The 13,169-nt window shown below is 36.9% G+C and carries 15 protein-coding genes; 8 read left to right on the top strand and 7 right to left on the bottom strand.

Annotated features, from left to right (window positions below):
* Positions 1-51 precede the first annotated feature (51 nt).
* The 3 genes from AC2A07_RS07850 to AC2A07_RS07840 are packed head-to-tail and all read right to left on the bottom strand — an operon-like array spanning position 52 to position 1,866.
* A complete protein-coding gene (locus AC2A07_RS07850; RefSeq protein ID WP_484049946.1) occupies positions 52-849 on the bottom strand; it encodes a TPM domain-containing protein in 798 nt (265 codons plus the stop codon).
* Positions 830-1,258: a TPM domain-containing protein gene (locus AC2A07_RS07845; RefSeq protein ID WP_484049945.1), complete on the bottom strand. Its 429-nt coding sequence runs from the start codon at positions 1,256-1,258 to the stop codon at positions 830-832. Before AC2A07_RS07845 ends, AC2A07_RS07850 begins: the two co-directional genes overlap by 20 nt.
* On the bottom strand, positions 1,258-1,866 hold the full coding sequence (locus AC2A07_RS07840; protein ID WP_484049944.1) for a LemA family protein: 609 nt from the start codon (positions 1,864-1,866) through the stop codon (positions 1,258-1,260). The genes AC2A07_RS07845 and AC2A07_RS07840 overlap by 1 nt, the downstream gene beginning before the upstream one ends.
* A gap of 87 nt (positions 1,867-1,953) precedes the next feature.
* Here AC2A07_RS07840 and AC2A07_RS07835 point away from each other — a divergent pair, with 87 nt between their 5' ends.
* Both AC2A07_RS07835 and AC2A07_RS07830 read left to right on the top strand, forming a co-directional pair.
* Positions 1,954-2,445, top strand: coding sequence for a dihydrofolate reductase (locus tag AC2A07_RS07835; protein ID WP_314496640.1), 492 nt, complete (start codon positions 1,954-1,956; stop codon positions 2,443-2,445).
* Positions 2,446-2,530: 85 nt separating this feature from the next.
* A complete protein-coding gene (locus AC2A07_RS07830; protein WP_314496643.1) occupies positions 2,531-3,097 on the top strand; it encodes a DUF2892 domain-containing protein in 567 nt (188 codons plus the stop codon).
* Positions 3,098-3,170: 73 nt separating this feature from the next.
* On the opposite strand, the gene AC2A07_RS07825 is transcribed toward AC2A07_RS07830, so the two are convergent.
* The 3 genes from AC2A07_RS07825 to AC2A07_RS07815 form a co-directional block, all read right to left on the bottom strand.
* Positions 3,171-3,803 carry a trimeric intracellular cation channel family protein gene (locus AC2A07_RS07825; RefSeq protein WP_314496646.1) on the bottom strand — a complete coding sequence of 211 codons (633 nt, stop codon included), beginning with the start codon at positions 3,801-3,803 and terminating at the stop codon, positions 3,171-3,173.
* Between the two features lie 79 nt (positions 3,804-3,882).
* Entirely contained in the window at positions 3,883-4,347 is a 465-nt protein-coding gene (gene coaD / locus AC2A07_RS07820) for a pantetheine-phosphate adenylyltransferase (protein WP_047447322.1), read from the bottom strand.
* A gap of 88 nt (positions 4,348-4,435) precedes the next feature.
* Complete coding sequence (locus tag AC2A07_RS07815) at positions 4,436-5,425, bottom strand: D-alanine--D-alanine ligase (protein ID WP_484049943.1); 990 nt, start codon at positions 5,423-5,425, stop codon at positions 4,436-4,438.
* Positions 5,426-5,579: 154 nt separating this feature from the next.
* Here AC2A07_RS07815 and AC2A07_RS07810 point away from each other — a divergent pair, with 154 nt between their 5' ends.
* From AC2A07_RS07810 to murI, 6 genes are all read left to right on the top strand, one after another.
* Positions 5,580-6,635 (top strand): PASTA domain-containing protein, encoded by a 1,056-nt coding sequence (locus tag AC2A07_RS07810; protein WP_484049942.1) that lies wholly within the window; start codon positions 5,580-5,582, stop codon positions 6,633-6,635.
* A 71-nt stretch (positions 6,636-6,706) separates the two neighbouring features.
* Positions 6,707-7,771 carry an RluA family pseudouridine synthase gene (locus AC2A07_RS07805; RefSeq protein ID WP_484049941.1) on the top strand — a complete coding sequence of 355 codons (1,065 nt, stop codon included), beginning with the start codon at positions 6,707-6,709 and terminating at the stop codon, positions 7,769-7,771.
* A gap of 51 nt (positions 7,772-7,822) precedes the next feature.
* Positions 7,823-8,773, top strand: coding sequence for a PorP/SprF family type IX secretion system membrane protein (locus AC2A07_RS07800; protein WP_484049940.1), 951 nt, complete (start codon positions 7,823-7,825; stop codon positions 8,771-8,773).
* A gap of 65 nt (positions 8,774-8,838) precedes the next feature.
* Complete coding sequence (gene hemW, locus AC2A07_RS07795) at positions 8,839-9,948, top strand: radical SAM family heme chaperone HemW (protein ID WP_484049973.1); 1,110 nt, start codon at positions 8,839-8,841, stop codon at positions 9,946-9,948.
* 37 nt (positions 9,949-9,985) lie between these two features.
* On the top strand, positions 9,986-11,581 hold the full coding sequence (locus tag AC2A07_RS07790) for a DUF4139 domain-containing protein (protein ID WP_484049939.1): 1,596 nt from the start codon (positions 9,986-9,988) through the stop codon (positions 11,579-11,581).
* A gap of 42 nt (positions 11,582-11,623) precedes the next feature.
* Entirely contained in the window at positions 11,624-12,454 is an 831-nt protein-coding gene (gene murI / locus AC2A07_RS07785) for a glutamate racemase (RefSeq protein WP_314496668.1), read from the top strand.
* 75 nt (positions 12,455-12,529) lie between these two features.
* On the opposite strand, the gene AC2A07_RS07780 is transcribed toward murI, so the two are convergent.
* Positions 12,530-13,132 (bottom strand): nitroreductase family protein, encoded by a 603-nt coding sequence (locus tag AC2A07_RS07780; protein WP_484049938.1) that lies wholly within the window; start codon positions 13,130-13,132, stop codon positions 12,530-12,532.
* Between the last annotated feature and the right edge of the window lie 37 nt (positions 13,133-13,169).

Here is a 13,169-nt window from a genome sequence, read left to right as displayed (position 1 = left end):
TTCTGAGCTTATTTTAATGTAGGCTGGCAATTTAAACCACTTTAACAATAACTACCATCCGCCTGAAGCTCCGCCTCCGCCAAAACTTCCGCCTCCACCAAAGCCTCCGAATCCGCCTCCTCCGCCTACTGAGCTTCCACCGCCAAATCCTCCTCCGAAACTTCCCGGGAAAGGAAAGAATCCACCTGGATAATTACGGCGTCCTCTCCTGCTCAGAATGACATCTCCGTCGTCATCACCTCCACCTTTGTTTCCAAATATCACAATGAGTATAACGAAGATTATAAAACCGATAATAATCAATTTTGAAACACTTCCTTCACCGGATTTTTTCTGATGGGCGAGGGGTTTGAATTTACCTTGGACAGCATCCATAATAGCATTCGTTCCACCATTGATGCCTTCAAACCATTTTCCTTTTTTGAAGTTGGGAGTGACAATGTAATCGATAATCTGTCCGGCAACAGAGGCTGTTAAATACTGTTCAACAGCCCGTCCCTGCTGAATAGATATCGTTCTGTCCTGCGTTGCAATCAGGAAAACTATTCCGTTGTCTACACCTTTTTGTCCGATTCCCCATTGCTCGCCAAACATGGTTGCCAGGTAATTGATATCTTCTCCCTTGGTTGAAGGAATAATGATTACTTCTATTTCTGTTGAAGTAGAATCTGCAAACCTGATCAGTTTATTGTTGAGTTCATTTTTCTCCTGCTGGGTGAGCAGATTGCTTTCATCATATACAGGATATAATACTGAAGGTTTTGCAGGTATGGTATATTGAGCCGATACAAAAGTATACAGGCATATCAGGATGAATGAAAATAATATTTTAAGAGAAGGTAATCTCATTGGGAAGTTCATTGCGGTTTTCTCCCGTTACGGGAAAATGTTTTTTGAGTTCGAGACCGGTTTCAAGAATAGCACTTTTTAAAGCCTTAAAATAGTTGCCCTTTGCAAATTCGGAGGTGATGAAATCATGGAGGTGATCCCAGAAAGACTGATGGACTTTTGCATGAATGCCGGTATCACCAATGATAGTAAGGTATTTTTCTTCAAAATTTATATGAAAGAGAACTGCATTTTTCTCTTTTGTCTGATCCTTGCAAAGTTCATTGAAAACCTGATAAGCTGTTTCTGCATTATTTTGGGATGTTGTAGAATCGATATGCACCCTAATCTCTCCGGTAGAATGATTTTCTGCCGACTGAATAGCTTCCACAAGGGAAGCTATCTGTTGATCTGTAAGATACCGGCCCATTACTCTGTAAATACTTCAGGTGCTTTTTCGGCTCCTGCAGCTGCTTTGAACTGAGGTCTTTCTTTGAAGTTGGTGAAATTAGCCAGGATATTATTAGGGAATGTTTTTATCAAAACATTATACTGTTCTGCTGCTTTATTATAATATACCGTTTCAGAGCGGATACTGTTTTCAATAGCAATGTATTCACGCTGGAAATTAGTATACTGCTGATCTGCTTTAAGGTTAGGATAAGATTCCACCACAGCCATCAATCTGCTCAACGCTCCTGATAATTCTCCCTGTGCTGCCTGAAATTTAACCATATCAGCTTCGGTCATATTTGATGGGTCAATATTGATAGAGGTGGCTTTGGAACGTGCTTCGACTACTTTTGTCAATGTTTCCTGTTCAAATTTTGAATATGATTTTACGGTTCTTTCCAGATTGGGAATCAGATTGGCTCTTTTCTGATAAACCGTCTCTACATTCGACCATTTGGTGTTCACGTTCTGTTCCTGTGTTACAAACTTATTGTATCCGCTTTTTCCCCAGAAAAATAGTATGGCAACGATGATAAGAAGAGCTATGCCGATGGTTCCGGCGCTCAGGCAACCTTTGTTTTTCATGTGTGATTTTATATTTGTTTATTTTTTAATTTTCGTGTGCTACCCAAATATACAAATTATGTGCTAATTTTGCAGAAAATTATTTAAATGACAACAATAGTGGTGGCGATGGGTGAGAAAAACGAAATTGGTGCCGGCAACCAATTGCTCTGGCATCTTCCTAAAGATTTAAAACATTTTAAAGACCTCACATCGGGACATCCGGTTATTATGGGAAGAAAAACCTATGAAAGTATCGGAAAAGCACTTCCAAACCGTACCAATATTGTAATATCAAGAAAGAAAAACTGGTTTGAGGAAGGGATTTTAATTGTAGGGAGTATTAAAGAAGCCGTGAAATTTGCAAAAAAAATAGATGAAAATATTTTCATCATCGGCGGTGGAAATATATATGAACAGACCATAGAAATTGCTGACAGGCTTGAAGTTACTTTAGTGAAAGCTGAATTAAAAGCGGATACCTTCTTTCCGAAAATTGATCCGAAAATCTGGAAGCTGTCTGAAGAGGTTTTTCACGGAAAAGACGATAAAAATCAATACGATTTTGTTTTTCAGACTTTTGAGAAAACAGAACATTAATCCTAGATAGCTGGTGGTTTTGTAACAGTTATATACAATGAACAATCAATCAAATTTATTATCTTTGCACTTCTAAATTTTAATAATGAATAAATACATAAAAATCGTAGTAGGGGCACTTCTTATTTTGGGAGGTCTGTATATGATGTTTTTTACAAGAAACTTAGGCTGGGGAATTGTAATTTTTCTTCTAGCTGCTTTACCTATTTTCCTTTTCTTTAAAAACGAAAATATTCTTTTGGCCTTCTGGCAACTGAGAAAACAGAACATGGTAAAAGCATCAAAGTTTTTAAATAATATTAAAGATTATAAAACAGAACTTCATAAGACCCAATATGGTTACTATCATTACCTGCAGGGTTTAGTTTTGGCTCAGGATCATCCTACGAAAGTAGAGCCGTTAATGAGAAAAGCTTTGGAATATGGTCTGAATATGAAGCATGACAGAGCAATGGCAACATTAAATTTAGCAGCTGGTGCAATTTCAAAGGGAAGAAGACAGGAAGGACAAAAACTTCTTGAAGAAGCTAAAAGGCTTGATACCGCAGGGATGATGACCGATCAGATCAAAATGATGAAAGATCAGTTAAAAATGCCGACAATGCAGAAGCATATGCATAATCCTCACATGAGACAGAGAGGAAAGTTTTAATCAGAATAAATTTTATCAAGATAAATAATGCACCGGATCACTTTCCGATGCATTTTTTTTATTCCTATATTCTCTACATTTCCGAATTACTCTCATACCCATAAAACTTAGGGATTTGCCAATGGTATTTCACTGCGAAGGTTCGCATGGCTACAATCATCAGAATGGTAACAACCTGTATAAAAGTATAGGAAAGATTGGTAAAGTGGTTGAGCAGTAAAAATGTCGATCCTCCAACGATACACGCCGTTGCGTAAATTTCTTTTCTGAAAATTAACGGAATCCTGTTCAGCAGAATATCCCGGATAATTCCCCCGAAACATCCGGTAATGGTACCGAGCCCAATACAGATCAATGGATGGATGTCTAAGTTAAGTCCTTTCTGGACTCCGATGATGGTAAATAAACCTAATCCGAAGCTGTCAAAGATAAATAAAGTCACTTTAAAATTCTTCTCAACAGATTTGAAGACCATAGAGAAAAAACTTGTTATCAGAATGAGGCTGCACATCAGGAGATCGTGCATCCAAAAGACCGGGATATCGAGAAGCAAATCCCTTACTGTTCCGCCGCCGACAGAAGTTACAAAGGCAATGATCAGTACTCCGAAAGGATCAAGCCGTTTCTGCATTGCTGCAAAACTTCCCGACATCGAAAATGATATGGTACCGAGGATCTCTATAATAAGATTGAGCTGTTCGTGCATTATTTATAAATGATGATTGATAGTTTATAATTGATAAAATATTTAATGGCGAAATCATTTATCTCTTATCATCTATTATTTATTTTTCAACTCTCACCGCATCCGGCACCAGCAATTCGTACTCGCCGCCATGATTAATGATCTCTCTCACGATGCTGCTGCTGATGAATGATTTCCCTGATGAGGTCAGTAAGAACACGGTTTCCAGCTTTTTATGAGCTAAAGTGCGGTTGGTGTGGGCTATGGCTTTTTCAAATTCAAAGTCTGCGGGATTTCTCAGTCCTCTCAGGATAAACTGAGCGTTTTTTTCAAAGCAGTAATCCACCGTTAAACCTTCAAAATGGTCGACTTCCACATTAGGAAATTCGGCTACTGAATTTTGTATAAATTCCATTCTTTTTTCAAGGGGGAACATATATTTCTTCTGAGAATTCTGACCGATGGCAATGATGACTTTGTCAAAAAGTGCCGCAGCTCTCTCTATAATATCGTAATGTCCTAAGGTGATAGGATCAAAAGATCCAGGAAAAACAGCAATTTTCATGCGTAAACAGTTTTGAGTTTGGGGGCTTGAATTCTGAATTTTAAAGCAAGATTCTGACCCTTAAATTTAAAATTATTATTTTCTGACGCTACTTATTTTTAGTCAGTGCTTTTTCAACTTCGTTTCCGCACAGGTCTTTAATGGAAATTCCATAAATTTTTGCCTGTTGAGGGAGAATACTGGCAGGGGAGAATCCCGGGTTTGTATTGATTTCAAGCATGTAAGGAACGCCGTCCATCAAAATAAATTCGCTTCTTGAAAAACCACTCATCCCTAATGAGTTGTAGGCTCTTTTTGCAATCTCTTCAACTTTTTTTGTGGTTTCTGCGTCAATTCTTGCAGGAGTAATCTCTTCAGACGCTCCTTCGTATTTGGCTTCATAGTCGAAAAATTCATTTTGTGGAACAATTTCCGTAATTCCCAAAACAATTGTTTCGCCTTGATAATCAATGACTCCAACAGAGACTTCCATTCCGTCTAAAAAGCTTTCAATTAAAATCTCATCATCTTCTTTAAATGCAGTTTCGGTAGCAGCAATCAGTTCAAACGGATCTTTTACTTTAGAAATTCCAAGTGATGAACCTGACTGATTAGGTTTTACAAACAGCGGAAGACCAAGATCCTGAATGATCTCATCAACATTGATTTCTTCACCTTTTCGTAAATATACACTTTTGGCAGACGGAATTCCATATTTGGATAAAACAGCAAGTGTATCTTTTTTATTGAATGTCAGAGCACTTTGATAAAAATCACATCCTGTATAGGTTTGCCCGATAGCATCCCAGTAGGCCTGCAGGATGCCGTTTTCGCCCGGAGTTCCGTGGATGATATTAAAGCATACATCGAATTTTAAAGTTTCATCACCATTGATACGGACAGAAAAGTCTCCTTTGCTGATCGGAAGCTTGTTTTCTTTTTCATCCAGAAAATACCATTCATCTTTCAGAATAATGATTTTGTATACATTATAAAGGTCTCTGTCTAAGGAATCATAGATCAGCTGTCCGCTTTTCATGGAGACTTTATATTCGTCAGAATAACCTCCCATCACTACAGCAACGTGTTTTTTGCTCATATCCGTTTGTATCATTTAAGGCAAATTTAATGAAATTATATCACGCAGGAATTGAATTTAAGAAAATTTGAAACAAATGCTAATTCTGTTAAATAAAAAGGGCATTCAAAAATTATTAGTTATATTTGCGGTTATAATTCAAGTATTTTCAAGTATGCTTAAATCACTTTTCAATTGGAAAGTCTTAGTTAATTTAGTCGTGGCAATCGCAGTTTTTCTGGGATTGGTGTGGCTTACATTCCGCTGGTTGGAGTACCATACCAACCATGGTCAGGAAATTCCTGTCCCCAACGTTGTTAATAAATCTGTACATGACGCTGTCAAAATATTAGAGGATAACGGGCTTGATTACGAAGTAGACAGTGCTGCATTTAATCCAAAATTCAGACCCCTTCAGGTTCTAAAAGTTTATCCTTCTCCGGGATCACGGGTAAAAGACGGCCGGGCTATTCAGTTAATGGTGAATCCTAAAAGCTGGGCTCCTGTTGCTGTACCTGATGTGATTAATAAATATTCAGGGCTGGCATTCCAGAGGCTGGAACAGGTAGGATTGAAAGTTGCTGATACTATTTATGAACCGAGTATCCAGAAAGATGCTGTTTTAAGGATTTTATTTAAAGGAAATGCTGTTCAGCCAGGAACTAAAATTCCACGATTCTCAGTCATTGACGTGGTTGTGGGAACAGGTCCAATGAGAAATATTACCATTCCGAATGTAGTAGGCCTTACTGTTAAGGAAGCCAGAGCATATATTGCAAGAAACCTTTTTGAAGTAGGAATTGTAGAACATGAGGATGGCGGGAAGGACGAATCTGATATTGTCTATTACCAGGATCCTGCTGCAGGAGATGCCAGGGACCAGGGAATGCAGATCGATCTGTGGGCGAGTAAGAAAACCCCTGCAGAACTGCGTGACAGGATCGATCAGTTGAATTCTACATATAGGATGAAAATTGATACAACTCTTCCGCCAATCAGATATGAAGAGGTTCCTAACTTTCAGGATGAACCGGTAAATACGGTTCCTCCACCAGCAGTGGCTCCAAAGTCTGCAAGTCCAAAACCTTCTGCGGCCACAGTTTCTAAGCCGGTAAGCAATAGTAAAAATGCAGATACAAAGGCAAAGGTAAATTCTACGGACAACTCTGCGAAACCGCCAACGACCACGGTTGCGGATAAGCCAAAAGCTAAAAAGGTTATCATTAATTAAGGGATAGCTTTATAATAAGATTCAGGCTTCAACTTTAACATGTTGGGGCCTTTTATGTAAAAAAGAAGATCATGACAGAAGATAATGAAGAATTTTTAGACGAAGAATTATTAGATGCTAATAATATCGATATTGATGAGGAAAATAAAGGTTTATACGAACATGTGAATATCACTGTTGACGGTAAGCAGGAACCTTTGAGAATTGATAAATTCCTTTTGAATTTCCGTCAGAATTCTTCCAGAAATAAAATTTCACAAACCTGCAGGGCCGGTAACGTTGTTGTCAATGGGAATCCTGTAAAACAAAACTACCGGGTAAAGCCCGGAGATCAGATTTCCCTTTTACTTGCTCACCCTCCAAGACTGAATGTGATCATTCCACAGGATATTCCCATTAATATTGTTTATGAAGATGATGATTTGGTCGTGGTAGATAAAGAACCGGGAATGGTTGTTCATCCGGGATTCGGAAATTGGGACGGCACATTGGTGAATGCATTGGCTTTTCATTTCGATAAGAAAGGTGAGAAATCTGATCTTGACAGGGTTGGCCTTGTACACAGAATCGATAAAGACACTTCAGGACTTCTCGTGATTGCTAAAAATGAATATGCTTTGAGCTTTCTGGCAAAACAGTTTTTCGAAAGAAAAACCAAAAGGCTTTACTGGGCTTTTGTCTGGGGAAATGTAAAAGAAGATACAGGCACTATAACAGGTCATATTGGGAGGCATCCAAAGAACAGGATGCAGATGTACACTTATGTTGACGGAAGCCAGGGAAAGCACGCTGTAACCCATTATAAAGTTTTGGAAAGATTTAAATATATGACATGGGTAGAATGTAAATTAGAAACCGGCAGAACCCACCAGATCCGTGCACATTTCAAACACATTGGGCATACCCTCTTTAATGATGAGAGATATGAAGGGAATATTGCCCTTCGTGGAGTTAATCTCCCTAAGTATAAGCAGTTTGTGAAAAATGTTTTCGAAATTTTACCCAGACATGCCCTTCATGCACACACTTTAGGATTTATACATCCAACCACTAAAAAGGAATTGTATTTTGAGAGCCCAATGCCCCAAGATATGACGGATGCCGTAAAAAAATGGAGAAATTATTTAGAAAACTAAAAATATATTGAGAATTTTTTTATATTTGTTGAATTGAAATCAAGATTTGTTATGAGAAAACTATATGCTATCGTATGTTTAGCTCTTTTGTCTAATGCATACAAAGCACAAGAATCATTACCATACTATCAGCAATATCTTTTGGATGGTGAATTCCTGTTCAACCCTGCACAATATGGTAAAACGGACTATGTACAGCTCAATCTAAACTATCAACAACAATTTTCAAAATTTAGCGAATCTCCAAACGTTCAGTCTGTGGGGATCAATGCTAATATTTTTGATAGAGTGGGAGCGGGTATTTCCGTTTTCAGAGACAGCAACGGTCCTATTTCTGCAGGAGGTATTACAGCAGGAGCATCTTACTTCATTCCTTTAAGCAGTGATGGAGAAAGAAAAGATCAGTTTTCTTTTGGTACCAGTGTTAATTTTTATAATATGAATTTTGATTATTCTAAAATTAATACGGAAGACGGGTATGACCCATTATTGCAGGGAAATGAAAGTAATATCTTTATGGCTTATGCCAACTTTGGTTTGGCTGCAACATATAAAGGTTTATTCGGAGGTATCTCTGTGAATGATATTGCCTTAAGCAATGACGAGTCTATCGTAAACAATTACGAGCCATCACCGATCAAATTCTTCTTAAACTTAGGATACGACTGGAAAATTGCAGACAATATTGCAATTACTCCTTCCGCTCTAATCAATTTAAATACCAATTCTACCAGAATGATGGATTTAAACCTGATGGCTACTTTTTCCAATGATATTAATGCATTCTCTTTCGGTGTAAGTTACAGAGGTGTACAGAATAGATTTGACAATCAGCAGCTTAGTATTTCACCAATTGTAAAGGTAAGATTCAACAAATTTATGGTTGGAGCAACATATAACCTGGGAATGTCTGACATTCAGGAGTACGGTGGAAACAGCTTTATGCTTGGTTTGGGTTACAACTTTGATAACTTTATCAATCATAGAGGATTTAGATACTAATCTTATTTAATTTAAATAAATTTGAGCTCTGAATTTTTCAGGGCTTTTTTATGATGTACATTCACATACCTTTCTGCAAACAGAAGTGCAGCTACTGCAACTTTCATTTTTCAACCTCTTTACAGTTTAAAGATGAGATGATTGCAGCAATAAAAAAAGAAATATTTCTCCGGAAGGATGAACTTCAAAATAAAGATCTGAAGTCACTTTATTTCGGTGGAGGCACTCCTTCGATCCTTTCCGGAGATGAAATCAGGTCTTTGATCGATGAAGTTTTGAAATATTTTACTTTCAGTTCAGATATTGAAGTGACTTTAGAAGCAAATCCAGATGATCTGGACCGGAATTTTTTAAAACAGCTTTCAAATTCTGCTGTTAACCGGTTGTCCATCGGAACGCAAAGTTTTTTTGATGAAGATCTTATACTTATGAATCGGGCACATAATGCTTCTGATGCTGAAGGTTCAATCAAAAGAGCGCAGGATTTTGGGTTTGAAAACCTGAGTATTGATTTAATTTATGGATCGCCAACTTCCAGTTTAGAAGTCTGGAAACAGAATTTAAATAAAACAATAGCGCTTGAAGTTCCGCATATTTCATCCTATGCTTTGACTGTAGAACCTAAAACTGCTCTAGAAAACTGGATTGCCAACGGAAGGGTTTCACAACCGAAGGAAGAAGAGCAGAGCAGGGAGTTTTATTACATGATTGATTTCCTGAAAGACCACGGTTTTGAGCATTATGAGATTTCCAATTTTGCAAAGGCAGGTTTTCATTCGAGACATAACTCAGCCTATTGGAAGTATCAGGAATATCTTGGCATTGGTCCGTCTGCCCATTCGTATAACGGGTTTGATGCCAGAAGCTGGAATATCGCCAACAATCAACAGTACATTAAAAAATTAAATTCTAATCTTCTGGCAAAAGAAACAGAAATTCTTTCATCTAAAGATCAGTTCAATGAAATGATTATGATCGGACTCAGAACAACCTGGGGAGTAGATCTTAGTGATGTAAGGAATAAATTTAAAGAAGATATTCTGGATCAGTTTCATAAAGAAATTCAACAGAAAATTGAAGACGGTATTTTAATTGAAGACAACAATCACCTTAAAATTCCTGAAAAGCATTGGTTTATGGCTGACGGAATTGCATCAGATCTGTTTCAGGTTTAAAGCCATTAGTGTATATTTGGATTAAATAGAATAACCAATGAAGAAAAATTTATTACTGCTCTTACTATTTCTTGGAGTTTTACATTATTCACAAAAGCCTATTTTTGTTAAAGCAAAAGTTAATGCCGTTAATGTTTACAGGAGTTCTGCTGAGCTGCAAAATACAGCAAGTTTTTCTTTGCCAATGGGCGCTTCTGAAGTAATTATAACCAATATTTCTGATGAAATTTTAGAAAAGTCTTTACAGGTGCGCATCAGTAATAAGGAGGTTACTGTCTTATCAGTTCAATATACCGATGATTATACTTCCGAATATGATATGGACAGAACAAATCCCCGCATTAAAAAGGTTACCGACAGTATTACATTGCTCGAAGATCTTGTTAATAAAGCGAATATTGAACTTGATGCCAATAATAAAACATTAGAACTGTTAGATAAAAATCAAACCGTTCTGGTAGGTAGCAATATGTCAAATGTAGCACAGCTGATGCAGCTTGCAGATTATTATAAAACCAAAAGGATCGAAATCAGCAGTACAATATCTCAAATCAACAAAAAGACTTCTGATCTACAACGAAAAATGAATCGACTGAGAAACAGTCTGAAAATCAATTCTGCAATGGAAGAAGCATCTTCAGACGGAGTTTTAATTGTGAAGATTTTGAGTTCTGCTGCAGGAACTGTAAAAGCTGATATTAATTATTTAGCTGAAAATGCATCCTGGGAGCCTTTTTACGAAGTAAGAGGAACCAAAATTTCAGAGCCTTTAGATGTTATTTTTAAAGCAAAGATACGACAGGAGACAGGTCTTGACTGGAAAGGAGTAAAGTTATCTCTGATTAACGGAAGGTCAGGAAGAAATAACACTGCGCCGGTTTTGAATCCTTGGTTTTTAGAATCTTACAGACAGCAGGATGTTCAGGTAATGAGTTCTGGCAGAATTGCAGATACGATCGTTAAAGAGAAACAGATTGAAGAAGTAGTGGTAACAGGAGTTGGTTTTACATCTGTTGAAAATCAATTTAATATTAGTTTTGAGGTAGATATTCCTTATGATATTCTGTCAAATAATCAGGAGAACTTCGTTAATCTTAAGCAAATAAAAATTCCGGCAAGTTACAAATACTTTGCTGCTCCTAAATATAATACAGATGCGTTCTTAATTGCAAAAATAAAAGATTTTAACAAGTATGATCTCATATCTGCTCCAGCGAATATTATTTTTGAAAATATGTTTATTGGCGAAACAATGATTAAACCCAATCAGACAATTGATGAACTAAATATTACATTGGGAGATGATAAGAAAATTAATATCAGAAAAGAAGTAATTGATGATAAATCAAGCGTAAAATTCTTTTCCTCTTATCAGGAAAAAACAATTACTTATGATATTGTGATAAGAAACAATAAAAAGGAAGCTGTAGATATAGAAATTAAAGATCAGTTTCCTCTCAGTAAAGATGAAAGCATAAAGATTGAATTACTGCAGACAGACGGTGCGGAAATAGATAAGGAGAAAGGATATTTGACCTGGAACATAAAAATTTCTCCCTCTGAAACAAAGAAATTGAGAATCAGTTATAAGGTAAGGTATCCAAAAGATTTTTCGGTGAGTAATCTTAACTAATTACAATTCTATTCACTATTTTTGCACTAAATTTCATTTCGTTTGAAAACTAAAAAACAGGATTATCCGCATCTTTCACCTAAGCAGCCTATCGGTATCTTTGATAGTGGCGTAGGTGGTTTGACAGTCGCAAAGGAAATCAAGAGACTTCTTCCGCATGAAGACCTTATCTATTTCGGAGATACCAAGCATTTACCCTACGGCGAAAAATCCAAGGAAGCGATTATAGAATATTCTACGAAAATCACCAATTTTTTATTGGAACAAAACTGCAAGGCGATTGTTATCGCATGCAATACCGCTACGGCCAATGCTCTGAATGAAGTGATGCAGTCTGTTGCCGGGAAAGTTCCTGTTATTGATGTGATCAATCCTGTGGCGGAAAAAGTGGCGTATGAAATACATACCAATGTAGGGGTGATTGCGACGAAAGCTACGGTAAATTCAGGGCTGTATAAGAAAAGCATCCGTAAGCACAATAAGTTTATTAAAGTTGACGAACTGGCAACGCCGTTATTGGTTCCTGCCATTGAAGAAGGATTTAAAAATCATCCGATTACGCATTCAATTATTTATAATTACCTGAGTAATGCGAAACTGAAAAATATTGAAACATTGATATTGGGCTGTACGCATTATCCATTACTGATTGATGAGATCAAGCAGTATTACGGAAACCGTGTCCGGGTTATCGATTCTCCGAATATTGTTGCCAACCATCTGAATATCATATTGGACAAATACCATCTTCTGAATTCCGGCAATCCAAAGGCTACCTACCATTTTTATCTGTCAGATATCACGAAAAACTTTGAGAAGATTTCAAAAAAATTCTTTGGGAAAAGTATCGATTTAGAATTAAAGGTATTGTAAAATTTAAAGAGAAACAGGCTTCAACCCGTTTTTTACAGAATTCAATACATTGGCATGAGCCAAATCTTAATTTTTTCAGATCTCTACAATAATCTTTTCAGAATCTAATCTTCTTTTTGGAGTGATTTTTAACTGATTATTATCAGTCTCAGACTTTTCGCCAATGGCTACTGCAAAAACAGACTCGTAACCGGCATTATTGATGATCGCATCATACTGATCAGGCTCAATGCCTTCCATGGGAGTAGAATCAATTTCCATTTCGGCACAGGCGGACAGCAGGACACCAAGTGCAAGATATACCTGGTGGGTCATCCACGATTTAACAGATTCTTCACCTTTCGGTTTGATCAGCGTATTGTAATAATTAATTCCTACCTCATTAAGGTATTCATGCATATGCTTCTCAAAATGTTCAGAACTTTTAAGCACCTGAAATACGATAATATAACTGCAGTCGATGACTTTCTGTCTATTATGAAAAGAAAATTCAGACAACTGTTCTTTGGTCGCCTGTGATTTGATAAACACAAAATTCCAGGGCTGGCTGTTAATGGAAGACGGACTTAAATTAAGTATTGCTTTTAGCTCATCTACTTTTTCCTGACTGATTTCTGCCTGAAGATTATACTTTTTAACAGTATACCTGTTTTTCATCTTTTCTAAAAAACTCATCATAATTCATTTTACAGTAACTAATTTAAACAAAAAAAAT

It is taken from the genome of Chryseobacterium sp. HNCC26DJ238 (assembly GCF_057180465.1).
This window is presented reverse-complemented; position numbering and strand designations above follow the sequence as displayed.

Bases quoted from the DNA above. Each gene is read 5' to 3' on its own strand.
- AC2A07_RS07850 (WP_484049946.1), bottom strand. From the start codon at position 849: ATGAGATTACCTTCTCTTAAAATATTATTTTCATTCATCCTGATATGC.
- AC2A07_RS07845 (WP_484049945.1), bottom strand. From the start codon at position 1,258: ATGGGCCGGTATCTTACAGATCAACAGATAGCTTCCCTTGTGGAAGCT.
- AC2A07_RS07840 (WP_484049944.1), bottom strand. From the start codon at position 1,866: ATGAAAAACAAAGGTTGCCTGAGCGCCGGAACCATCGGCATAGCTCTT.
- AC2A07_RS07835 (WP_314496640.1), top strand. From the start codon at position 1,954: ATGACAACAATAGTGGTGGCGATGGGTGAGAAAAACGAAATTGGTGCC.
- AC2A07_RS07830 (WP_314496643.1), top strand. From the start codon at position 2,531: ATGAATAAATACATAAAAATCGTAGTAGGGGCACTTCTTATTTTGGGA.
- AC2A07_RS07825 (WP_314496646.1), bottom strand. From the start codon at position 3,803: ATGCACGAACAGCTCAATCTTATTATAGAGATCCTCGGTACCATATCA.
- coaD (WP_047447322.1), bottom strand. From the start codon at position 4,347: ATGAAAATTGCTGTTTTTCCTGGATCTTTTGATCCTATCACCTTAGGA.
- AC2A07_RS07815 (WP_484049943.1), bottom strand. From the start codon at position 5,425: ATGAGCAAAAAACACGTTGCTGTAGTGATGGGAGGTTATTCTGACGAA.
- AC2A07_RS07810 (WP_484049942.1), top strand. From the start codon at position 5,580: ATGCTTAAATCACTTTTCAATTGGAAAGTCTTAGTTAATTTAGTCGTG.
- AC2A07_RS07805 (WP_484049941.1), top strand. From the start codon at position 6,707: ATGACAGAAGATAATGAAGAATTTTTAGACGAAGAATTATTAGATGCT.
- AC2A07_RS07800 (WP_484049940.1), top strand. From the start codon at position 7,823: ATGAGAAAACTATATGCTATCGTATGTTTAGCTCTTTTGTCTAATGCA.
- AC2A07_RS07790 (WP_484049939.1), top strand. From the start codon at position 9,986: ATGAAGAAAAATTTATTACTGCTCTTACTATTTCTTGGAGTTTTACAT.
- AC2A07_RS07780 (WP_484049938.1), bottom strand. From the start codon at position 13,132: ATGATGAGTTTTTTAGAAAAGATGAAAAACAGGTATACTGTTAAAAAG.